This is a genomic window from Mesorhizobium sp. RCC_202, assembly GCF_041355295.1.
Lineage (GTDB): Bacteria > Pseudomonadota > Alphaproteobacteria > Rhizobiales > Rhizobiaceae > Mesorhizobium.
Genome location: NZ_JBFUPO010000008.1, coordinates 226,473 through 248,519, shown reverse-complemented (window position 1 = coordinate 248,519; position 22,047 = coordinate 226,473). Strand labels below are relative to the sequence as shown.

Sequence of the window (22,047 nt, the reverse complement as noted above, 5' to 3'; positions counted from 1 at the left end):
AGCCTTCAATGCAGGTTCGGTTGGGCGCCCTGGCCCTTCTCGTCGATCATGGCGCCGCGCTGGAAGCGGTCGAGGCGAAACAGTGCCGCCTCCTTGTGCGGCTCGTCTCGCGCCAGGAGATGGGCAAAGACGAAGCCCGAGCCCGGCGTCGCCTTGAAGCCGCCATAGCACCAGCCGGCGTTCAGGTAGAGGCCGTCGATCGGGCTCTTGTCGATGATCGGCGTGCCATCCATCGACATGTCCATGATGCCGCCCCATTGGCGCAACAGCCGCACGCGGCCGATCATCGGGATCAGCGCCATGCCGCCTTCGCAGACATCTTCCATCACCGGCAGATTGCCGCGCTGGGCATAGGAATTGTAGCCGTCGATGTCGCCGCCGAAGACCAGCCCCCCCTTGTCGGACTGGCTGACATAGAAATGCCCGGCGCCGAAGGTCATGACGTTGGGCAAAAGCGGCTTGATCGCTTCCGAAACGAAGGCCTGAAGCACATGGCTTTCGATCGGCAGGCGCAGGCCCGCCATCGCCGCGACGCGCGAGGAGGATCCAGCCACCGCCATGCCGACCTTGCCGGCGCCGATCCTGCCGCGTGAGGTCTCGACACCGGTCACCCTGCCGTTGGCGTCACGCGTGAAGCCGGTGACCTCGCAATTCTGGATGATGTCGACGCCGAGTTCGCTGGCGGCATGGGCGTAGCCCCAGACCACCGCGTCATGGCGCGCCGTGCCGCCGCGCCGCTGCAACAGCCCGCCCTGCACGGGGAAGCGCGCATGGTCGAAATTCAGGAACGGCATCATCTTCCTGAGCGCCGCCTGGTCGAGCAGCTCGGCGTCGATGCCGTTGATGCGCATCGTGTTGCCGCGCCGCGCATAGGCGTCGCGTTGCGCGTCGGAGTGATAGAGGTTGATCACCCCGCGCTGGCTGACCATGGCATTGTAGTTGAGGTCCTGCTCCATCCGCTCCCAGAGCTTCATCGACAGCTCGTAGAAGCCGGTGTTGCCGGGAAGGCCGTAATTGGAGCGGATGATGGTGGTGTTGCGGCCGGCATTGCCGGAGCCGATCCAGCCTTTTTCCAGCACCGCGACGTTCTTGATGCCGAACTCGCTGGCCAGGAACCAGGCGGTCGCCAGCCCATGGCCGCCACCGCCGATGATGATAACATCGTAGCGGTCCTTCGGCGCGGCGTCGCGCCAGGTCGGTTTCCAGTTCTTGTGGCCGGAAAGAGCGGCGCGAGCGAGCGAGAATATCGAATATTTCATAAGCTCATTCCGGGATCGCTCGCACTGTCAGGACTTTTATTGGCGCATCGGATTTGTCCGAAAAACCGTGTCACACTTTTCGGTCCGATGCGCTATATGTCCAGCGTGTGGTCGCGCTCCCACTGCGTGAAGTGCGAAGCATAGGAATTCCATTCCTGATGCTTGAGCTTTAGGTAAGCCGACGAGAATTCCTCACCCAGCGCCGCCTTGAGCGATTTGTCTTTGTCGAACTCGCGCAGCGCGTCGAGCAGGTTGAGCGGCAGTTTTGGCGCGCCCTTCACGGTGTGGCCGTGCTGGTACATGTCGATGTCGTAGCGCTTGCCGGGATCGGCCTTGGAGCGGATGCCGTCGAGACCGGCGGCGATGATCACTGCCTGCAAAAGATAAGGGTTGGCGGCGCCATCCGGCAGGCGCAATTCGAAACGGCCGGGGCCGGGCACGCGCACCATGTGGGTGCGGTTGTTGCCGGTCCAGGTCACCGTGTTCGGCGCCCAGGTCGCGCCCGAAATGGTGCGCGGCGCGTTGATGCGCTTGTAGGAATTGACCGTCGGATTGGTGATCGCGGCAAGTGCCGAGGCGTGCTTCATGATGCCGCCGAGGAAGTTCCGCCCCTTCGCGGACAAGCCCAGCTCCATCGCATTGTCGGCGAACACATTGGTCTTGCCTGATTTGTCCCACACCGAGATATGGGCGTGGCAGCCATTGCCGGTCAGGCCCTGAAAGGGTTTCGGCATGAAGGTGGCGCGCAGACCGTGTTTTTCGGCCACCGACTTGACCATGAACTTGAAGAAGGAGTGCTTGTCGGCGGTCGGCAGTGCGTCGTCGAACCGCCAGTTCATCTCGAACTGGCCGTTGGCGTCCTCATGGTCGTTCTGGTACGGCCCCCAGCCCAGCGCCAGCATATGATCGCAGATCTCGGCGATCACGTCGTAGCGGCGCATCACCGCCTGCTGGTCGTAGCAGGGTTTCGAGGCCGTATCGTATTTGTCGGAGATGACGCTGCCGTCCGGCGAAATCAGGAAGAACTCGGCTTCGACGCCGGTCTTCACGTGCATGCCCTCGGCCGCCGCCTCCGCGATCACCCGCTTCAGCGTGTTGCGCGGCGCCTGGTCGACTTCCTTGTCGTCCATGATGCAATTGGCGGCCACCCAGGCCACATCGGGCTTCCACGGCAGCTGGATCACCGAGTCCGGATCCGGCACCGCCAGCATGTCGGGATGCGCCGGTGTCAGATCGAGCCAGGTCGCGAAACCGGCAAAGCCCGCACCTTCCTTCTGCATGTCGGCGATCGCCTGTGCCGGCACCAGCTTGGCACGCTGGCCAGAGAACAGGTCGGTGTAGGAGATCATGAAATATTTGACGCCGTTCTCCTTGGCGAATGCGGCGAGATCGTTCCCCATTATAATTCCTCGCTTATGGTATTTTGGATGCTGGTTTAGAAGCCGTTTTTCCCCGGTATCCAGTTGGTGCCGGCAAGCGGCACGCCGGCCATGGCGGCGGCTTCGATGGTGAGCGCGACGAGATCCTCGGGCTCGAGATTGTGCAGGCTGTTCTTGCCGCAGGCGCGCGCAATCGTCTGCGCTTCGAGCGTCATCACCTTGAGGTAGTTCGCCAGCCGTCGTCCGGCCGCGATCGGGTCGACCCGTTTCATCAGCTCAGGATCCTGCGTGGTGATACCAGCGGGGTCGCGGCCCTCATGCCAGTCGTCATAGGCGCCCGCGGTGGTGCCGAGCGCGTTGTACTCCGCCTCCCAGCGCGGATCGTTGTCGCCGAGCGCCACCAGCGCCGCCGTGCCGATCGAGACTGCATCGACGCCGAGCGCCAGTGCCTTGGCGACATCGGCGCCGTTGCGGATGCCGCCGGAGACGATCAACTGTACCTTGCGGTGCATGCCGAGATCCTGCAGCGCCTGCACCGCCGGCCTGATGCAGGCAAGCGTCGGCTGGCCGACATTTTCGATGAACACTTCCTGCGTTGCCGCTGTACCGCCCTGCATGCCGTCGACGACGACGACATCGGCGCCGGCCTTCACCGCAAGGGCCGTGTCGTAATAGGGGCGGGCGCCGCCGACCTTGACGTAGATCGGTTTTTCCCAGTCGGTGATCTCGCGCAGCTCCAGGATCTTGATCTCGAGATCGTCGGGCCCGGTCCAGTCGGGATGGCGCGAGGCCGAGCGCTGGTCGATGCCTTTCGGCAGCGTGCGCATCTCGGCGACACGGTCGGAAATTTTTTGTCCAAGCAGCATGCCGCCGCCACCCGGCTTGGCACCCTGGCCGACCACCACTTCGATGGCGTCGGCGCGGCGCAGGTCACGCGGGTTCATGCCGTAGCGCGACGGCAGGTACTGATAGACCAGTTGCTTGGAATGCCCGCGCTCTTCCTCCGTCATGCCGCCGTCGCCGGTGGTGGTCGAGGTGCCCGACAGCGTCGCGCCGCGCCCCAAAGCTTCCTTCGCCGGGCCGGAGAGCGAACCAAAGCTCATGCCGGCGATGGTGATCGGGATTTTCAGCTCGATCGGCTTCTTGGCATGTCGCGAGCCGAGCACCACCGAGGTGTCGCAGCGCTCGCGATAACCTTCCAGCGGATAGCGCGAGATCGACGCGCCGAGGAACAAAAGGTCATCGAAATGCGGCAGCTTGCGCTTGGCGCCGGCGCCGCGGATATCATAGATGCCGGTCTGCGCCGCGCGGCGGATTTCGGAAAGCGTGTAGTCGTCGAAGGTCGCGGATTTGCGCGGCGTCGTCGGCGGGTTCTTGTAGGTCATGATGCCTCAATAAGCGTCGGCGTTGTCGATGTTGAAATTGTAGAGCGTGCGCGCCGAACCGTAGCGCTTGAACTCCGAGGCCTTGACGCCGGTGACGCCGGCCTTGTCGAGCAGGCCCTGCAGCAACGCGATATGCTCGGGCCGCATCTCCTTGGCGATGCAGTCGGCTCCGAGGCTCTCGACCTTGCCGCGCACGAAAAGCCGCGCCTCATAGATGGAATCGCCCAGCGCATCGCCGGCATCGCCCAGCACCACCAGATTGCCCGACTGCGCCATGAAGGCCGACATGTGGCCGATATTGCCGTGCACGACGATGTCGATGCCTTTCATCGAGATGCCGCAGCGCGACGACGCGTTGCCCTCGATGACCAGCAACCCGCCCTTGCCGGTGGCGCCGGCATACTGGCTGGCGTCCCCCTTGATGATGATCTGGCCCGACATCATGTTCTCGCCGACGCCGGGTCCGGCCGAGCCATGCACGGTGATCGTGGCGCCGTCATTCATGCCGGCGCAGTAATAGCCGACGCTGCCACGCACATCGATCGAGACCGGCTGATCGACGCCGACGGCGACCGAATGGCTGCCCCTGGGGTGGAGCACTTCCCAGGCGGTTTCGTTCGAACCGGGCGTGAGCTTGTGCAGCGCCTGGTTCAATTCGCGCAGCGAATGTTCGGCAAGGTCGAACACCCTGGCGTGACTCTGGTCGCTCTGGGCTTTCGGCATGGTGGTTGCTGGCATCAGCTCAATGCTCCCAGAAATAGACGGTCGCGGGCTCCGGTTCCCAGACCCGCGCATTGTCGATGCCGGGCAGCTTGGTCAGCGCGCGATATTCCGAGCCGAAGGCGACATACTGGTCGGTCTCGGCCATGACGGCGGGCTTGCAGGCGATCGGGTCGCGCACGACGCCAAAACCGTTCTTGGTGCCGACGACGAAGGTGAAGAAGCCGTCGAGATCAGACAGCGTGCCTTCCAGCGCCTCGCCGAGATTCTTGCCATGCGCCATGCGGTTGGAGAGATAGGCGGCCGCCACCTCGGTGTCGTTCTCGGTTTCGAATTTCATGCCGTCGCGGATCAGCTCGCGCCGCACATTGTTGTGGTTGGAGAGCGAGCCATTGTGCACCAGGCACTGGTCGGCGCCGGTCGAGAACGGATGCGCGCCCATCGTGGTCACAGCCGATTCCGTCGCCATGCGGGTATGGCCGATGCCATGCGTGCCGGTCATGGCGCGCACGTCGAAGCGATCGACGACTGCCTCCGGCAGGCCGACTTCCTTGTAGATCTCCACTGCTTCGCCGGCGCCCATGATGCGCACGTCCGGCCGCAATGTCTGCAGCGCCCCGCGCGCGGCGTCGACCTTGTCGGACGTCGTCCTGATGACGGCATGGGTGGATTTGGCGGCGAGACTGACCGGCGCGCCGATCGCCTTGGCGAGCTCGGCGTCGAGGCCGCGAAAATCCCGCTCGGGCTTCGGCGACTGGATGGTGATCTTGGCTTCATTGCCGGTCGTCGCGCCATAGATGGCGATGCCGGCGCTGTCCGGGCCCCGGTCGCTGAGCGACACCAGCATCTCCGACAGCAACGCGCCAAGCTTCGGCTCCAGCGATTTGTCCTTTAGGAACAGTCCAACGATTCCGCACATGCCAGCCTCCGACGGTTTATGGCTCTTGAGATGATGTACCGAATGCGTTTGCCGAATTCAATTGGTATGAAAGAAATTTTCCTGTAGTTATACATTAGTCCAATGACATATTCGGCTCGGCGCCTCGACCCGCACTATCGCCGTCTGCGCCGGCCTTGTGAACCCGGATCGTGTGGCGGATACGGGCGATCCTGTAGGCATCCAGGATCGACAGTGCATAGATCAGGAAGCCGCCGGCATGGCGGCCGATGAAACTGGCATCGGACGGCGCGACTTTCGTCGTTATCCAGCCGAGGATGACCATGAAGAACAGGAACTGCAGGCCGCGTACCGGGACGCCAAGCATCACATGGCCGCTGCCGGGCAGCACGACCGCAGCCGCCAGAACCAGATAAGGATTTGCAGGCGGAACAGGGGTGTCGGTCATGCCGCTTGCCTGTCACGCTGGTTGATCGCCTCGCGAAGCGTCGATGCCACCTCCAGCAACCGCTCGATCAAGGCGGGGTCGATCCTGGCGTCACCGAAGGCGGCCTGCCGGAAGACGCCATAGCGTGCGCGCTCGGCCTCGGCCAGCAGCCAGACGATGCGCACGCCTTTCGGCGTGATCAGCAATTCCTTGGCGCGGTTTTCGGCAAAGATGCCGGCATGCGCGGCAATCAGGTCCTGCGGGAAGGCGATGCCCCGGCGATCGCTCCTCAGCACAGCCTCGGCGGGAAGGGCGGTCGTCTTGGGCAGCGTGTGCGCCAGATGATCGAAATTGGAGAAGGTGGTGGCCGATCCCGGGCGCATCATCATGTCGAAGGTGGCAGGCACCGCGACCGGCTCGGTGATCGTGACGCTCAGCCAGCATGTCGGCAGCTTCCTGGTCGCCAGCGTGTCGACGATGGTGCGCACCTGCGCCCGCTGACCGTTCCAGGAGCCGGCCCAGGTGATAACGCCCGCCGCGCCGTCCGACACGTCAACGACATCGCTGATGACAGCGCGGACGCTTGCCGTGTCGGTCTCGCGCGCCGTCTTGGCACGGTTGCGGCTGGCGCGCGCGAGCCACGCGATATGGAAGACGACCGCAAGCACGATCGCCCCGGTAAACAAAGCTGACGTCAACTCCGACATCCCGTCACACTGCGGTTCGCCCTGCTTCGGGGCGAGCCGGTTTTCCGTTCAATAGCCCTGTGGCTTCGGCCACGGCATGGTGAATTGGTCGCCGCGGCGCACGAACTTGTAGCGGTAGAAATGGAACCACACCGAGATCAGGAAATAAAAGATCACCATCGCGCTCAGCTGCGAGCCGAAGCCGAGGAATATGGCGAAGAAGGTTACCACGCACAGGCAAAACAGCACGATCGCCGGCAGCGGATGGAAGGGGTGCGTGTAACCGCGGCGGATGGACCCCAGCGGCCACTTCTTGCGGAACATCATGATGTTGATGCTCATGAAGGTGTATTGCAGCACGCCCGACAGGATCGAGAAGGTGATTGCCTGATTGAGGTCGGCGATGAAGGCGAAGGCGAGCGCGATCGGCAGCAGGAACAGGATCGAGCGGTAGGGCGTGCGGTATTTCGGATGCACCGCCGAGAACCAGCTCGGCAGATAACGGTCGCGTCCAAGCGAGAACCAGGCACGCGCCGCATCGTTGATGCAGCCATTGGCCGAGGCCAAAGCCGCGAGCAGCGTCGCGATGAAGAGCAGGTTTTCGAGCAGCGGGCTGCCGGTCAGCTTGCCGGCGTCCCACAGCGGATAGTAGGTGATGCCGAGATATTCCCAGGGCATCAGCGAGGCGCAGACATACCAGGTCATGGCGGCGGCGATCAGCAGCGTGATCATGCCGGCCATGGTGCCGTAGGGCAGCGAGCGCGCCGGCGAGCGCACTTCCTCGGCCGCCTGCGTCGTGCCCTCGATGCCAAGATAATACCAGATGCCGAACTGGAAGGCGGCGATGACGCCGATCCAGCCATAGGGCAGCGCGTTGCCGGGCGTCACCAGCTCATTGAGCTTCAGCACAGCACCCTGTGTCCACGGGCTGACCGAGAAGAACAACACGACGATGGAGATATAGGCGATCGCGGTGATGACGAAGTTGACGTTGAGCGTCATCAGGACGCCGCGATAATTGAGCCAGGCCAGCACGACGATGGTGGCGGCGATGAAGGAATTATGCGTCAACCCTTCGACGCCGGCCTTGGCGACAATGGTGTCGCCAAGCAGGATGGCATCGGAAACTTCGAGCATCGTGTAGGCAAAGACCAGGAACAGCGCGACGTTGAAGGCCATCAGCGGCCCGACGATGTGCTTGGCCTGCGCATACTGGCCGCCGGCGGCGGCGACCGTCGAGGTCACTTCGGAATCGATCATGGCGACCGAAGTGTAGAGCAGCCCGACGATCCAGCAGACGATCAGCGCCGCAAGCGCGCCGCCCTTGTCGGCCGAGAAATTCCAGCCGGTGAACTCGCCGACCAGCACGATGCCGACGCCGAGCGCCCACACATGGGCGGGGCCGAGCACCCGAAGCAGCGATACCCTGTCGCCGTGGATAGTCGTGGTTTGTCCCGTATCAACCGCAGCCGTCATTGCTCAGTCCCCACTCAGATCCGGTGCTTTTCGGAAACAGCTTCAAGCTCGCCTTCGCGCGACGAGGTCAGCGTCTCTTCGGAGTAGGTCGTATCGACCTTGAACCAGTCATAGAGCATCCACAGCGCCAGCAAGACCGAGATGCCCCAGCATGCGTAATTGAGTGCCATCCACATGGATATTGTCCCCGATTACTTGTCGTCGAATTTCTCGTTGATGACCTCGCGATATTCGCGATCGGAGGCCCGGAACAGGAAGACGAAATAGGCGATGAGCACGATGGCCATGATGATGAGCGTCGGCCAGTCGATGATGTAGTGGAAACGGTTCTGGATGACGTCGTGCGCGGTCTCGGGCGTATAGCCTAGCTTCTCCCAGATCGCGGCCATGGTCGGGTTCTGGCCGAGCGCCTCCCAGGTCTTGGCGTCGAGCGCGTCGATGGATTTCGCCGCTCCGGCAAAACCAAGCTTCAACGGCAGCCAGAGCGCCACGAAGATGGCGACCACCACGACGGCGATGTCGAAAATCTGCCCGGCCTTGCTCTGCTCCGGCGGTATATAGCGGGACATGCGTTCTATCCTCAGGACTGGCGGTTGCGGGATGCGTCGGCGTTCTTGATGTCGAGCCCGTAGATGAAGTCCTTGTCTTCCTTGTAGTGATTGAGCATCGCCAGGATTGCCGCTGTGTTGAAGATCAGCACGGCGAGTGCGGCGGCCGCGACCACCACCTTGATCCCGGTGAGCGGGATATACGGCCACGTCATGAACAGGACGAAGAGGATCGTCGCCCAAAGGCAGACGATCAGGAGCACGGAGCCGCGCACGTCGGAACGGTACAGCGCTTCGACGCGCTGCTGCAGGTCGGACATCGGTTTTTCCCCTTTCTCGATGCCCGGCCCCGAAATCGACCGGACATCCACTCTTTCTACAGAGTGAAATTTTTTTCATAAATTCCGACCGAATCTCGCGATTGTCAAGCCGCATTTACGTTTGGTTAACTGTTCGTTCCAGGTTAAGAATCTTGCCTGACAATGAAAATTATTTGCTTCAAGGGGATTGCGGCTGCCGGAGGTTTGCGGTCAATATTCGAACCAAGCTCCGCCGCCGAGCAGGAGCAGGGAACAGCAACGACTTAAAACGACTTAAATTTGCACGGAGGACGATCGGATGACGGCATCCTGGAGATTCTCGACCCTGGCGGATCGCCATCGCGCGCTCGGCTCGAAGCTCGAGGACTGGAGCGGCATGGGCACCGCCTGGACCTACGACAAGGATGCCGATGAGGAATATATCGCCATCCGCACCAAGGCCGGGCTGATGGACGTGTCAGGCCTGAAGAAGGTCCACATCACCGGGCCGCATGCCTCGCACCTCATCGACCTCGCCACCACGCGCGACGTCGAGAAGATCTACCCCGGCAAGTCGGCCTATGCCTGCATGCTGAACGAGGCGGGAAAATTCACCGACGACTGCATCCTCTACCGCACCGGCCCGAACGCCTGGATGGTCGTGCACGGCTCGGGCACCGGCCATGAGGAATTGCAGCGCGCCGCGATGGGCCGCGATGTGTCGCTGCGCTTCGACGACAATCTGCATGATCTCTCACTGCAGGGGCCGACGGCGGTCGACTATCTCGCCGAGCATGTGCCCGGCATCCGCGACCTCAACTATTTCCACCACATGCAGACCCAGCTGTTCGGTTTCCCGGTGATGATCTCGCGCACCGGCTATACTGGCGAGCGCGGTTACGAGATCTTCTGCCGTGGCCAGGACGCCGGCACGATCTGGGACAGGATCCTCGACGAGGGCAAGAGCGCCGGCATCATCCCGTGCCGCTTCACCACGCTCGATATGCTGCGCGTCGAGAGCTATCTGCTCTTCTACCCATACGACAATTCGCAAAAATATCCGTTCGCCAACGAAGGCCCCGGCGACACGTTGTGGGAGCTCGGGCTCGACTTCACCGTTAGCCCCGGCAAGACCGGTTTTCGCGGCGCCGAGGAACATTACCGGCTCAAGGGCAAGGAGCGCTTCAAGATTTTTGGCGTTCTGCTCGACGGCAAGGAACCGGCCGATGAAGGCGCGCCGGTCTATCGCGACGGCAAACAGGTCGGGGTGGTGACCTGCGCCATGTATTCGCCGCTGGTCAAGAAATCGATGGGCATCGCCCGCCTCGATGTCGACTGCGCGGTGAAGGACACCAAGCTCGAAATCCGCAACAAGAGCGGTTCGATCAAGGCGACGGCGCAACCCTTGCCGTTCGACGATCCGAAAAAGACCAAGCGCACGGCAAAAGGCTGAGGCATCATAACGGGAGGGGTTTCGAGGTACGAAGGTAGAATGGCAGCCAAGACGATCATCAGCCGGCCCATTTACGGAACGCTCTCTCCGCAGCCCGGCAAGCATCATCTTTTCATCGCCGATGCGGAAGGCGCGCTGGCGATCACCGACATGGCCGGCAAGGCGCCGCCCGGCTTTTTCGACGGCGCCGAGATCGTCTTCATTGCCGGTCCCGAGGGCAAGCATATCGCCGCCCTCGAGGCGCTGAAACCGGCGCAACTGCATCTGCCGCCATCCTTCGCCAGCCTCCTGCCGCGCTTGAAGCAGACGCTGACCAACGCCCAAATGGGCCTGCGCCTCTATCTCGCCGGCACCGAGGGCCTGATCGGCCAGGCCATGCAGGTGGCGCTCGAAGCCGGCATCGACCACACCTCCATGCAGACCGAGCATCGCGGCTCGCTGGCGCGCCGCATGCAGTGCGTGCATTGCAAGGGCATCACCGAGAACGTGACGACGCAGCCCGCCACCTGTTCCCACTGCGGCCTGCTGCTCCTGGTGCGCGACCATTATTCCAGGCGCCTCGCTGCTTTCCAGGGCGTCTGCATCAACGCCGAGGATCGCTCCGAGATTCCTCCCATGGAGGAGGCCTTCCCATGAGCACCGGCACCACAAAACTCGATGTCGTCGTCAGCGACGTCGTCCCGGTCAACGACCTGGTCACTCGCTTCCATTTCCGTCGCCGCGACGGCGAGCTGTTGCCGACATTCTCCGGCGGCGCCCATGTCGTGGTCGAGATGCGCGACGGCGAGCGTACAAGGCTCAATCCCTATTCGCTGATGGGCTCGCCACTCGACACCCGCGAGTACACGATCTCGGTCAGGCGCGACGATGTCGGCCGCGGCGGATCGCTGTTCATGCACCGCTCCGTCAAGCCGGGGCTGGAGATGGTGATCAGCTATCCGGTCAATCTGTTCTCGCTCGATCTGCGCGCGAAAAAACATCTGATGCTGGCCGGTGGCATCGGCATCACGCCCTTCATGGCGCAGACCGCGCAGCTTGCCGGCGCCGGCGGCAATTTCGAATTGCACTACACCTGCCGCACCGCTTCGCTCGGCACCTATGCCGATGTCCTTCAGCAACGCCACGGAAACCGCGTCAGGCTCTATCACGACGACCGCGAGGAGCGCATCGATCTCGACCGGCTGTTGTCCTCGCAGCCGCTCGGCACGCATCTCTATGTCTGCGGGCCGGCCGGCATGATCAACTGGGTGCGCGATCGCGCGGCAGCGCTCGGCTGGCCGCCGGAGACCGTGCATTACGAGCATTTCGCGGCACCGCAGCCCGGCCTGCCTTTCGACGTGACTTTGGCCGTCAGCGGCAAGACGATCCGCGTCGGCGAGCAGCAGAGCCTGCTCGAAGCGATCGAGGCGGCCGGCGTCGATCCGCCTTGTCTATGCCGCGGCGGCGTCTGCGGCCAGTGCGAGACCAACGTGATTTCCTACGATGGCAAGTTCATTCACAACGATCACTGGCTGAGCGAGGAAGACCACCGCTCCGGCTGCAAGATCATGCCTTGCGTCTCGCGCTTCGAGGGCAAGTCGCTGGTCCTGGAAAGATAGGAGGCGTCAATGGGCATCACCTTTCGCAAGGAAACGTTTCGCGACGATTTTACCTTCAGGAACAGCCCGGAGCATATCAGGCGCTTTCCGTTCCCGTTCCACGAAGACGCCTACATGTATGCGGTCAACATCGAGCCGCATGTCGTCGGGCCGAAGGGCTCGGTGCTGGAAAACCTGATCGACGTCGACGAGCACTATGTCGCCGAGATGCAGGACCGCGCTTTGGTGCTGGCCGAGGATCCGCTGCGCTGCCAATCGCTGCCACACATGACCTTGGCCGGCTGGGACCTGCTCGAGCTTCTGATGGAGCAGCAGGCGCTGGGCTATCCCGAGCATTTCACGCTTGAGCGCAACGGCGACCGTTGGCGCTGGATCAACCGGCCGCTCGGCATCGACGACACCTTCACCTTCGGCGACACCTCGACGCTGCCTTACGGGCCCATGGAGTACATCACCCGCCAGAGCCAGGGCGATTTCTGCATCCTCGACCAGCGCGACGGCAATCTGTGGATGGATGCCGGCATGGTCACCACCCAGGCCGACTGGTCGCTCGATTTCGACATCGGCATGAACTTCTTCGAATGGCACGCGCCGGTGCCGCTTGCGCATGAGAAGGGCATTTTCACGCGTGCGCTGAAGTTCCTCACCAACATCCAGCAGGGCAAGCCGGCGCGGCGCCTCAACTGGACGATGACGATCAATCCGCGCCTCGACACCAGCCCCGAGAATTATCACAAATGGGGTCCGGACCGCGGCACGGTCACGCCCGAAAACGTCGGCGACAAGGTGCATCTGCGCGTCGAATTGCAGAGCTTCTGGCGCCTGCCGCGCTCCAACGGCATCGTCTTCCCGATCCGCTGCTATCTGATCAAGATGGACGAACTGGTCACCCAGCCGAAATGGGCACGCCGCCTGCACCGCGTCATCCGCGACCTGCCCGAGGAACTGGCCACCTACAAGGGGCTGACGCGGTATCGGCCGACGCTGGTGGAGTGGCTGTCGAAGCTGGATGATGGCAGCGCGACGTCACCGGGGTTTGGGCCGGACTGAGGTGTATTGAGATTCAGGTCAGGCCGAGTCGAAAATGGTGGTTTCCGAGAACCGGAGCGGAGCGTACTTAAGGTACGTGAGCACCGGAAGCGCAGGGAGCCGCCATTTGCAGGCCGGCCTCACCTGAATGTCAGTACACCTCACCCAGCGCTGTTCTGCGGATAGCAGATGATCGACAGATACCGCATCGGCAGCTTGGTCAGCTCTTCCGGTCCGTGCGGCGCGTCGGCGTCGAAGAACAGGCTGTCGCCCGGCTTCATCGGATAGAGATTGTTGCCGTGGCGGTAAACGACCTCGCCTTCGAGCATGTAGAGGAACTCCATGCCGGCATGCTGGAAGGTCGGGAAGACGTCCGAATTCTCGGTCAGCGTGATGAGATAGGGCTCGACGACGACGCCGCTGGTGTTGGCGCCGATATGTCCGAGCAGATTGTACTGGTGGCCGGCGCGGGTGCCGCGCCGCTCGACATCGACGCCTTCGCCGGCCTTGACGAAGACGGCGCTGTGCTCTTCCTCGAAGCGGCGGAAAAAGGCGGTCACCGGAACCCCAAGCGCCCGCGATAGCGCCTGCAGCGTCGTCAGCGACGGCGAGGTGATGCCGTTCTCGATCTTCGACAGCATGCCGAGCGAAATGTCGGTCGCCGCGGCAAGATCGGCAACCGTGATGCCGAGCTTCTTGCGGAACGCTCGCACCTCATGGCCGATCGCCACTTCCAGCACCTTTTCGCGCGTGTCGCGGATGGCATGCGGGTCTTGCATCAGCGGCGTGCGGATCGTGCGTCCGTCGGCCGAGACCGGTTTGGGCGATGAATTCGCCTTCGCCGCGATACCGCCGGTGTCAGCAGTCTTCTTCGCCATGTCGCCCCCGAATCCGCCGATTTATTTCACTCAAGGTGAACATATTCAGTGGCGATACAGGAGCGCAACCTTGCCGGCAAGCATGAGATGTCGCAGGCGATCGCCGACCGGCACGCGAACGCCACCGCCTTTGCGCACAAAAACCGTTTCACGCAAAGCCGCTGCCACAGATGTTTGTTGACAGCACCGAAGACCCAATTAGTGTCACTGACAGTGAAATTTGTTTCGTAAGAGCAATTCCAGGAAAAGTGTCGAACGGTTTTCCGCCGGGAATTGCGTCAAGAAAAAGTCGAAATCGAAAGAGGAGGCCCATCATGAAAACCCGTGTTGCCGTCATCGGTGCCGGACCGTCCGGTCTGGCGCAGCTCAGGGCCTTCAAGTCGGCCGCCGACAAGGGCGCCGAGATTCCCGAAATCGTCTGCTTCGAAAAACAGTCCGACTGGGGCGGCCTGTGGAACTACACCTGGCGCACCGGCCTCGACGAGCATGGCGATCCGGTGCACGGCTCGATGTACCGCTATCTGTGGTCGAACGGCCCCAAGGAGTGCCTCGAATTCGCCGACTATACATTCGAGGAGCATTTCGGCAGGCCGATCGCGTCTTATCCGCCGCGCGCCGTGCTGTGGGACTACATCAAGGGCCGCGTCGAGAAATCCGGCCTGCGCAAATGGGTGCGCTTCAACAGCCCCGTGCGCATGGTGACCTATTCCGACGAGAGCAAGAAATTCACCGTCACCGCGCATGACCGCACCAACGACGTCACCTATTCGGAAGAGTTCGACAATGTCGTCGTCGCGTCCGGCCATTTCTCGGTGCCCAACGTTCCGTATTTCGAGGGCTTCTCGACCTTCAATGGCCGCATCCTGCACAGCCATGATTTCCGCGACGCGATGGAGTTCAAGGGCAAGGACATATTGATCATCGGCCGCTCCTATTCGGCCGAGGACATCGGTTCGCAATGCTACAAATATGGCGCCAAATCGATCACCTCCAGCTACCGCTCCAAGCCGATGGGCTTCAAATGGCCGGAGAACTGGAAGGAGGTGCCGCTGCTGCAGAAGGTCGTCGGCAAGACGGCGCATTTCAAGGACGGCACCACCAAGGATGTCGACGCCATCATCCTGTGCACCGGCTATCTGCATTCGTTCCCCTTCCTGACCGACGATCTGAAGCTCAAGACCGCCAACCGCATGTGGCCGCTCGACCTCTACGAGGGCGTCGTCTGGGAGAAGAACCCGAAGCTTTTCTACATCGGCATGCAGGACCAGTTCTACACGTTCAACATGTTCGACGCGCAGGCCTGGTTTGCCCGCGACGTCATCCTTGGCCGCATCAAGCTGCCGTCGGCCGAGGCGATGGCCGAGCACGGCGCCAAGTGGCGGGCGCGCGAGGAGACGCTGGAGGATGCCGAGCAGATGATCTGGTTCCAGGGCGACTACACCAAGGAACTGATGGACCAGACCGATTACCCTGGTTTCGATGTCGAGGCGGTCAACCAGACTTTCATGGAGTGGGAGCACCACAAGGCGGAAGACATCATGAGCTTCCGCGACCACGCCTATCGCTCGCTGATGACCGGCACCATGGCGCCGCTGCACCATACGCCGTGGCTGCAGGCGCTGGACGATTCCATGGAAAGCTATCTCGAGGTGAAGGGCGTGGCGGCCGAGTAGGCCGGTCAACGTTCCCGGATGAAATGAGCAAATTGTGGGGTGTCTCGCGGGACACCCAGTGGGCCCTACCAGCAGACGTAGCCGCCGTCGACGATCAGGTCGAGGCCGGTGACGAAGCTCGATGCGCGGCTGGCCAGGAACACGGTCGGTCCGACCATCTCCTCCGGTGCCGCCATGCGCCCCATCGGCGTGTCGCGCTTGAAGATTTTTATCTCCTCGGCCACCTCGGGGCGCTTGTTCATCGGCGTCAATGTATAGCCCGGGCTGACGACATTGACGCGCAATCCGCGGTCCGCCCACTCCATGGCGAGACTTTTGGACATGTGGATGACCGCGGCTTTGGATGAGTTGTAATGCGCTTGCGTCAGCCCCCGATTGACGATGGTGCCTGACATGGAAGCAATGTTGATGATCGAGCCCGCGCGGCGAGGCAGCATGACGCGCGCTTCGGCCTGACAGGACAGAAATACGCCGGTGACGTTGACCTCGTGCACTTTGCGCCATTTGTCCGCCGACATGGTCTCAGCCGCTTCCGAGCCTGCGATGCCGGCATTGTTGACGGCGACCGTCAGCGCCCCGAGTTGGGCTTCGATGTGCTCGATCGCGGTCGCGAGGTCGCTCTCGGAGGTCACCGTGCCGGCTAGCGCCAGCGCTTTGCGGCCAAGCGCCGTGATCCTGTGAGCGGTCTCCTCAAGCCCGCCCCTGGAGCCATGGCCGAAACAGGCGACGTCGGCGCCTGCTTCCGCCAGCCCGATCGCGATCGCCTGACCGATGCCGCTGCCGGCGCCGGTGACCAGCGCGACATCGCCGTCCAACTTGAAAAGATCCATGACGCCTTCCCTATGCAGCGAGGGTATTCGCTATCACGTCTTTCGATCAACCTCTTCAGAAATCACAGGCCTTGGGGCGCATATCCGAGGACCAGTCCTTCAGGGGCACCGGCTTGAACTTGCCCTTGACGGGCTTGCCATCCTCCAGGTCCTTGGAGGCGGTGCCCTTGCCGGTGAGATAGTTGATGTCGCAATCGCCGAGCGTCGTCTCGACGCCGCCTGAGGTCTGCTGGTTCCAGTCCCAGTTGCGGCTATAGCCGCCGACCAGGAATTTTCCCCGGCGATAGACGATCGTCAGCGTCTCTTCCGTCGATTTGCTGGCGCCGCAGCCGAAGCATGACGTGACCGCCAGCGATCCCTTGCCCTTGCTTTCGAGGCCGATGATCTGGTCTTCTGTCAGCCCTTTCCTGATGAAATCCGGCCGGCGCGCGGGATCGGGCTTCTCCTCGTTCAGATAGATGTAGAGATCGGCGGGGCCGCCGGCTTCCTGTATCACGACAGCCCTGTCGGTTTTGCCGTCCTGGTCGATGTCGAGCTTCAGTTCGAGACCGGGAGCATTTTCGGCAAGCACCGGCATCGGCGTCGCCGCCAGGACGACAAGCCAGGTGCAGGCCAGGTGATGGAATGCTTTCTTCATCGCCAGTCGTCCGCCGCGCCGTGCGAAAATAGCACCTGCGCCGGCGGACGCAAAACGCGAAACTCGGGCAGCTCAGAAATAGCCGTCCGATGCGGCGGTCGCTTCCTTCGGGATCTCGACGTCGTCGACCAGGATCTTGTCGACCAGTTCGTGGTGGAAGCACACCAGCCCCTTGATGCGCTCGGCTTCGTGCACCGGCTCGGGATAGTACCAGACCATGTTCTCGTGCCGCTTCTTGGGCGTCGTGACGTGGTAGTAGTTGGAGATGCCCTTGTAGGGGCAGCGCGAGATGTAGCGGCTAGGCGCAAACATATCGAGCCGGGTGTCGGAGATCGGCAGATAGTGGCGCACCGGATGTCCGGTCTCGAACAGGAAGACGCCGCGCCGTGAATCGGCGACCTGCTCGCCGTCGAGGATCACCTGGACCCGGCGCGAGGAGGGCAGGCAGTCGACGCGGCGGAACGGATCGCGGGCATGCACGAAAATCTCCTCGTCCTCTTCGTACCAATGCGTCATCTTCGGCCAGTAAAACGATATGTAGTCGCCGATCGGTGGGCAACCCTTGACCGGATCGAGGTAGCGCCAGGCGCCGTCCTCGACCAGCGTGATGCCGGTGTTGAGCGAATAATGCGTGGCGACACCCTTGAACGGGTCTTGCGTCGTCGTCCGGCTTGGCAGCAGGAATTCCTCGCGCACGTCGCTCATCGGGAAGTAGTAGACCGGCAGATGGTCGCTCTCGTAGAACACCAGGGCCTTGGTGGTATCGGCAACGATCATCGACCCGACCTGCACCCTGATGCGCTTCAGCATCGGCATGGTGAAGGCGATGTAGCCCGGCTCGGACTCATACTGAACGATGCTGTCGAGCAGCGGGAAATGCGGCCCGCGGCCGCGCAGATGTGGCTTGCGAATGGTCGTCGTCCTTTTCTCGTCGTTTGCGGCCGGGCTCTTTCGCGCAACCGTGGTCATGACGCCACCGATACGCGATCGAGAAGCAGGCCGGCGGCGATCGGCGCCAGGCCGCTGACATTCTTGCGCACCGGCACCAGAAGGTCGGGGAAATAGCTGAAGATGATCGGCGTCTCGTCGAGCAGCAGTTTCTGGATGTCGGACGCCGCCTTGCGCTGCGCGTCGAGGTCGAGCGCCTTGAGATAGGAGGCGACCATTCCGTCATAGGCCGTGTTCTTGAAATGCGCCGCGTTCCATGGACCGTCGCTGACCAGCGGGCTTTTCAGGAACACGTTCGGCACGCTGCGATGCGCGTAGTCGGTGATGCCGAGCGGGCTGTCCAGCCAGTCGGACTGGCCGAAAACCGCCTTGCCGTAGTATTTGTCCTGGTCCTCGATGTTGAGCGCAATGCGCGCGCCGATCTCCTTGGCGAAGTTCTGGAACAGCTGCGCATAGCCTGGAATGTCGGAATAGCGCAGCGTCGTCAGCGTGATGTCGAAGCCGCTGGCAAGTCCCGCCGCTTCCATCAACTGCTTGGCTTTGGCGATGTCTTGCGTGCGCTGCGCCACCGACTTGTCGGTGACCGGGAAGGCCGGCGCGAACGGGCTGTCATTGCCGGTCGCCGCCATGCCGCGGCAGAGCCCGTCAACCAGTTTGGAGCGATCGATGCACAATGCCAGCGCCTGGCGCACGCGCTTGTCGGTGAAGGGGCCGATATCGCATCGCATATGGAGCTGGCGATGCGCGGTCGAAGCCACGCGCAACACTGTGACATCGGGGCTGTTCAGAACCACCTGGCTGACGTCGAGCGGCACCGCGTCGAGCAGGTCCACTTCGCCGGCCTGCAGCGCCAGGATGCGCGGCTGCACGTCGCCGTAGAACTTGAACTCGATCCGGTCGGGCAGGGCCTTCTCGCCCCAATAGTCGGGATTGCGGACGAAGCTTGCGCCGACCTTCGGCGTATAGCTTTCGAGGCGAAACGGGCCGGTGCCCTCGAAAGTCTTTTCGTAGTCACCCTTGTAGCTCGCCGGCAGGATGACGGCGTTGTAATTGTCGATCGACACCGAATAGGGGAAGCTGCCATTCGGCGCGTCGAGATGGAATTCGACGGTATGGTCGTCGACCTTGCGCGTGCCGCCCTTCGATAACAACCCCTTGAACACCGACAGCGCGTTGGACGCGCCGTTCGGATCGGCGAGACGATCGAAGGTCGCCACCACGTCGTCGGCCTTGAAGTCCTCGCCATTGTGGAATTTCACGCCCTTGCGCAATTTGAAGGTCCACACGCTGCCATCCGCATTTGGCGACCAGCTTTCGGCCAGCACCGGCTTCAGCGTCAGATCGGGCTGCGTGATGCACAGGAATTCGGCGACCTGGAAGACCAGCTGATAGCTGCCGCTGTCATAGAAGGTGACAGGATCGATGGCCCCGCCGGGCACCGCCACACCGGCTCGCACCGTGCCGCCGGGCTTGCCTTCGGCGCGGGCTTGCGGCGCGCCGAGGCCGACCGCGGATGCGATGCCGCCGAGGAACGGCAGCGACAGGCCAAGCACGCTGCCATGGCGCAGGAATTCGCGCCGGCCGATCCTGCCGGCGAGCAGCTCATCGATAGCGGAATTTTCGATTGCGGTGAGGGTCTTGCGGGCAGCGTCGATCGTCGTGAAATGCTTCGGCATGGGCGGCATTCCTTGGCTGTCGTGGGTATTGGGCATTTAGGTCACTGTTGACCGCGACCGGAAAGCGATATTTTTTGATCGAGGCCATCGAAATTTTCGATGGCGATGCGCTTGAGGGCAGAAACCATGGACACCGAGAATCTGCGCAGTTTCCTGGAGGTCGCGACACAAGGCAGCTTCACGGTCGCGGCCAGTCGGCTGAACCTCGCGCAGTCGACGGTCAGCGCGCGAATCCGCGGCCTAGAAGAGCAACTGGGCCGCAAGCTGTTCGTGCGCGACAGCGACGGCGTGTCGTTGACGCCGGCCGGCCGGCAATTCCTGCCGCATGCCTCGACGATCACGCGCACCTGGGAACAATCGCGACAGGACATCGCTGTTCCCGATGGCTACGAGGCGCTGCTCAGGCTGACCGCTCCTGCCTATCTGTGGGACAGTATCACCTCGCCCTGGATTGGCTGGATGCGGCAGCGGCGGCCCAATGTGGCGCTGCGGCTGGAAGGCAGTTTCCCGGATCTCGCCATCGACCAGATGGCCGAAGGCCTGCTCGACATCTGCATCCTCTATCTGCCGAAACCGCATCCCGGCATCGTCTATGAGACTTTGGCCGTCGATCAGGTGGTGCTCGTCCAGCACACGCAGCAGGAACAACCGTGGACCGAAAACTACATCCTGATGGATTGGGGTCTGGAGTTCAGGGTCGAGCATGACCGTGCCTTTGCCGGAACCGTCAAGCCCGCCATCTCCGCCGGTCTGGTCTTCATCGGCCTGCAGCATGTCCTGTCGCAGAAGGCGGCGGCCTATCTGCCACTGAGTGCGGTGAGCACGCATATCGAGCGTGGCGAACTGCGGCGCGTCGAGGGCGCTCCGGTGTTCCAGCGGCCGCTCTATCTTGCCTATCCCAGCAACCCGGCATCGTCCGATGTTCTGGAGGTCGCGCTCGCCGGGCTGCGCGCCTTGGCCAGGGACTGGTCCGACGTCCAGGGCTTCGCCGAGGGCGACCGCGGCTTCAGCATGGCGGACGGATAAATCAAAACTGTTCCAGGGCGATAATTTCGTCCATCTCAATAACGCCAAGTTCACCTGTGTAGAGAGATCAGCCTCCCGCCTCAAGGAGTTGCGATTTGGTCCGGCTGTCCTTCGCCACCGCGTGCCTGGTTGTCATAGCGACGTCGTTATGCGCGACAACGCTCTCTGAAGGGAAGGTGGCTTCGAACGCAGTCGTGTCCGGACAAATCACTCAAAGCGACGACGTCAAGCAACTTCTCTCCGTTGTGTTGGCGGAGACGGAGGATTTCTGGGGTGCCGTCTTCAAGGCCGATGGATTGAAGTATGAGGAGCCCAAACTGGTGTTGTTTACGGGCGTCATCGCTACCGCGTGCGGTCCTGCCTCAGGAACCTCATATTGCGAGCGCGACCACAGGATTTATCTCGATCCGGCGTTCCCCGAGCTTCGCAAGATCGGTTTGATCGGCGATTTCGGCAAGGCGCTCATTCTCGCCCGAGAAGTTGGACACCATGTGCAGAACATCTCTGAAGCTCCGCGTCCGCTGGCGACGGCCGACAGCAAGGATACCGCTACCCTTCGATCGCAACGGGTCGAACTTCAGGCCGATTGTTTTGCCGGGCTATGGACCCGGTATGTCCAGGAACAGCATTTGCTTGACGACGCCGATCTGACGGAGGCCAGGGACCTGCTGCGGTCTCTCGGAGACGATCAGGCCGCAAACGCCTCCAAAGATCCGAAGGCAAAAAGCTACGGCACATCCGAACAGAGGGTCCGCTGGTATGACCGGGGCCTCGCCGGAAAGGCGATCGCGGACTGCAACATCTCCAACAATCCGCTCTAACCGATCCGTCGTCCGCTCGCGCGAGCGGCGACATTACTGGCCGATAAGCCTCAATGCTTTCCTGATCTTTTCAACGACGGTGCCGATGTCCGATCGCCCGGACGTGTATTCTCCATCCGGATCAAAATATCCGTCGCGGAGCCGCTCCAAACGGGAAATCAAGGCGGCGCCGTAATCCTGCGCCGTGCCGGTAATGCTGACCTTTTCAAATTCGGCTTGCGCCGCGCCGACCGCGCCGACGCATACTTTCCAGTCGTAAGGGCTGGCTGCCGCCGCGGTCCGGCAATCAGCGATGATCGCGGCAACCCTGTCTCGAAATTGTTCGGCTGCCATCGAGGTCATTGTGGTCACCGGCGCGTGGAAACAGACAGAAACGGCCTATCGTAATCCGCCCCGGGAGT

Annotated in this window: 24 protein-coding genes; 7 read left to right on the top strand and 17 right to left on the bottom strand. The window is 62.3% G+C overall.

Going from position 1 to position 22,047, the window contains the following annotated elements:
• Nucleotides 1–5: 5 nt before the first annotated feature.
• The 11 genes from AB6802_RS20005 to AB6802_RS19955 form a co-directional block, all read right to left on the bottom strand.
• Complete coding sequence (locus tag AB6802_RS20005) at nucleotides 6–1,259, bottom strand: sarcosine oxidase subunit beta family protein (protein WP_371011897.1); 1,254 nt, start codon at nucleotides 1,257–1,259, stop codon at nucleotides 6–8.
• Nucleotides 1,260–1,351: 92 nt separating this feature from the next.
• Nucleotides 1,352–2,659 (bottom strand): type III glutamate--ammonia ligase, encoded by a 1,308-nt coding sequence (glnT, locus tag AB6802_RS20000; protein WP_371011896.1) that lies wholly within the window; start codon nucleotides 2,657–2,659, stop codon nucleotides 1,352–1,354.
• A gap of 35 nt (nucleotides 2,660–2,694) precedes the next feature.
• Entirely contained in the window at nucleotides 2,695–4,023 is a 1,329-nt protein-coding gene (locus AB6802_RS19995) for an FMN-binding glutamate synthase family protein (RefSeq protein WP_371011895.1), read from the bottom strand.
• Nucleotides 4,024–4,029: 6 nt separating this feature from the next.
• Nucleotides 4,030–4,761, bottom strand: a complete 732-nt coding sequence (locus tag AB6802_RS19990) for a protein GlxC (RefSeq protein ID WP_371011894.1) — start codon at nucleotides 4,759–4,761, stop codon at nucleotides 4,030–4,032.
• 4 nt (nucleotides 4,762–4,765) lie between these two features.
• Complete coding sequence (locus AB6802_RS19985; protein WP_371011893.1) at nucleotides 4,766–5,662, bottom strand: glutamine amidotransferase family protein; 897 nt, start codon at nucleotides 5,660–5,662, stop codon at nucleotides 4,766–4,768.
• Nucleotides 5,663–5,756: 94 nt separating this feature from the next.
• On the bottom strand, nucleotides 5,757–6,089 hold the full coding sequence (locus AB6802_RS19980; protein ID WP_371011892.1) for a hypothetical protein: 333 nt from the start codon (nucleotides 6,087–6,089) through the stop codon (nucleotides 5,757–5,759).
• The gene (locus AB6802_RS19975) at nucleotides 6,086–6,775 is read right to left on the bottom strand and encodes a hypothetical protein (protein WP_371011891.1); all 690 of its coding nucleotides are present in this window, start codon (nucleotides 6,773–6,775) and stop codon (nucleotides 6,086–6,088) included. The genes AB6802_RS19980 and AB6802_RS19975 overlap by 4 nt, the downstream gene beginning before the upstream one ends.
• 48 nt (nucleotides 6,776–6,823) lie before the next feature.
• Nucleotides 6,824–8,230: an APC family permease gene (locus tag AB6802_RS19970; protein WP_371011890.1), complete on the bottom strand. Its 1,407-nt coding sequence runs from the start codon at nucleotides 8,228–8,230 to the stop codon at nucleotides 6,824–6,826.
• A gap of 14 nt (nucleotides 8,231–8,244) precedes the next feature.
• Entirely contained in the window at nucleotides 8,245–8,406 is a 162-nt protein-coding gene (locus AB6802_RS19965; protein WP_371011889.1) for a hypothetical protein, read from the bottom strand.
• A 15-nt stretch (nucleotides 8,407–8,421) separates the two neighbouring features.
• A complete protein-coding gene (locus tag AB6802_RS19960) occupies nucleotides 8,422–8,799 on the bottom strand; it encodes a hypothetical protein (protein WP_371011888.1) in 378 nt (125 codons plus the stop codon).
• 11 nt (nucleotides 8,800–8,810) lie between these two features.
• A complete protein-coding gene (locus tag AB6802_RS19955) occupies nucleotides 8,811–9,098 on the bottom strand; it encodes a hypothetical protein (protein ID WP_371011887.1) in 288 nt (95 codons plus the stop codon).
• 298 nt (nucleotides 9,099–9,396) lie between these two features.
• Here AB6802_RS19955 and AB6802_RS19950 point away from each other — a divergent pair, with 298 nt between their 5' ends.
• From AB6802_RS19950 to AB6802_RS19935, 4 genes are read left to right on the top strand one after another with little or no spacing between them, the layout of a single operon-like run.
• A complete protein-coding gene (locus AB6802_RS19950; protein ID WP_371011886.1) occupies nucleotides 9,397–10,530 on the top strand; it encodes an aminomethyltransferase family protein in 1,134 nt (377 codons plus the stop codon).
• Between the two features lie 39 nt (nucleotides 10,531–10,569).
• Nucleotides 10,570–11,166: a dimethylamine monooxygenase subunit DmmA family protein gene (locus AB6802_RS19945; RefSeq protein ID WP_371011885.1), complete on the top strand. Its 597-nt coding sequence runs from the start codon at nucleotides 10,570–10,572 to the stop codon at nucleotides 11,164–11,166.
• On the top strand, nucleotides 11,163–12,128 hold the full coding sequence (locus AB6802_RS19940) for a 2Fe-2S iron-sulfur cluster-binding protein (RefSeq protein ID WP_371011884.1): 966 nt from the start codon (nucleotides 11,163–11,165) through the stop codon (nucleotides 12,126–12,128). The genes AB6802_RS19945 and AB6802_RS19940 overlap by 4 nt, the downstream gene beginning before the upstream one ends.
• Before the next feature lie 9 nt (nucleotides 12,129–12,137).
• Complete coding sequence (locus tag AB6802_RS19935; protein WP_371011883.1) at nucleotides 12,138–13,178, top strand: DUF3445 domain-containing protein; 1,041 nt, start codon at nucleotides 12,138–12,140, stop codon at nucleotides 13,176–13,178.
• A gap of 140 nt (nucleotides 13,179–13,318) precedes the next feature.
• Here AB6802_RS19935 and AB6802_RS19930 read toward each other — a convergent pair whose 3' ends face one another.
• Nucleotides 13,319–14,035, bottom strand: a complete 717-nt coding sequence (locus tag AB6802_RS19930) for a helix-turn-helix domain-containing protein (protein ID WP_371011882.1) — start codon at nucleotides 14,033–14,035, stop codon at nucleotides 13,319–13,321.
• 314 nt (nucleotides 14,036–14,349) lie between these two features.
• On the opposite strand from AB6802_RS19930, the gene AB6802_RS19925 reads away from it, so the two are divergent.
• Entirely contained in the window at nucleotides 14,350–15,708 is a 1,359-nt protein-coding gene (locus tag AB6802_RS19925; protein ID WP_371011881.1) for an NAD(P)-binding domain-containing protein, read from the top strand.
• A gap of 65 nt (nucleotides 15,709–15,773) precedes the next feature.
• Here the strand turns inward: AB6802_RS19925 and AB6802_RS19920 are convergent, their stop codons facing one another.
• The 4 genes from AB6802_RS19920 to AB6802_RS19905 form a co-directional block, all read right to left on the bottom strand.
• Nucleotides 15,774–16,538 carry an SDR family oxidoreductase gene (locus AB6802_RS19920; RefSeq protein ID WP_371011880.1) on the bottom strand — a complete coding sequence of 255 codons (765 nt, stop codon included), beginning with the start codon at nucleotides 16,536–16,538 and terminating at the stop codon, nucleotides 15,774–15,776.
• Between the two features lie 55 nt (nucleotides 16,539–16,593).
• A complete protein-coding gene (locus AB6802_RS19915) occupies nucleotides 16,594–17,175 on the bottom strand; it encodes a hypothetical protein (protein WP_371011879.1) in 582 nt (193 codons plus the stop codon).
• Nucleotides 17,176–17,247: 72 nt separating this feature from the next.
• Complete coding sequence (locus AB6802_RS19910; protein WP_371011878.1) at nucleotides 17,248–18,144, bottom strand: DUF427 domain-containing protein; 897 nt, start codon at nucleotides 18,142–18,144, stop codon at nucleotides 17,248–17,250.
• The gene (locus AB6802_RS19905; RefSeq protein ID WP_371011877.1) at nucleotides 18,141–19,799 is read right to left on the bottom strand and encodes an ABC transporter substrate-binding protein; all 1,659 of its coding nucleotides are present in this window, start codon (nucleotides 19,797–19,799) and stop codon (nucleotides 18,141–18,143) included. The genes AB6802_RS19910 and AB6802_RS19905 overlap by 4 nt, the downstream gene beginning before the upstream one ends.
• 126 nt (nucleotides 19,800–19,925) lie before the next feature.
• Here AB6802_RS19905 and AB6802_RS19900 point away from each other — a divergent pair, with 126 nt between their 5' ends.
• On the top strand, nucleotides 19,926–20,825 hold the full coding sequence (locus AB6802_RS19900; protein ID WP_371011876.1) for a LysR family transcriptional regulator: 900 nt from the start codon (nucleotides 19,926–19,928) through the stop codon (nucleotides 20,823–20,825).
• Between the two features lie 95 nt (nucleotides 20,826–20,920).
• Nucleotides 20,921–21,646: a neutral zinc metallopeptidase gene (locus tag AB6802_RS19895; RefSeq protein WP_371011875.1), complete on the top strand. Its 726-nt coding sequence runs from the start codon at nucleotides 20,921–20,923 to the stop codon at nucleotides 21,644–21,646.
• A 33-nt stretch (nucleotides 21,647–21,679) separates the two neighbouring features.
• On the opposite strand, the gene AB6802_RS19890 is transcribed toward AB6802_RS19895, so the two are convergent.
• A complete protein-coding gene (locus AB6802_RS19890; RefSeq protein ID WP_371011874.1) occupies nucleotides 21,680–21,988 on the bottom strand; it encodes a hypothetical protein in 309 nt (102 codons plus the stop codon).
• Between the last annotated feature and the right edge of the window lie 59 nt (nucleotides 21,989–22,047).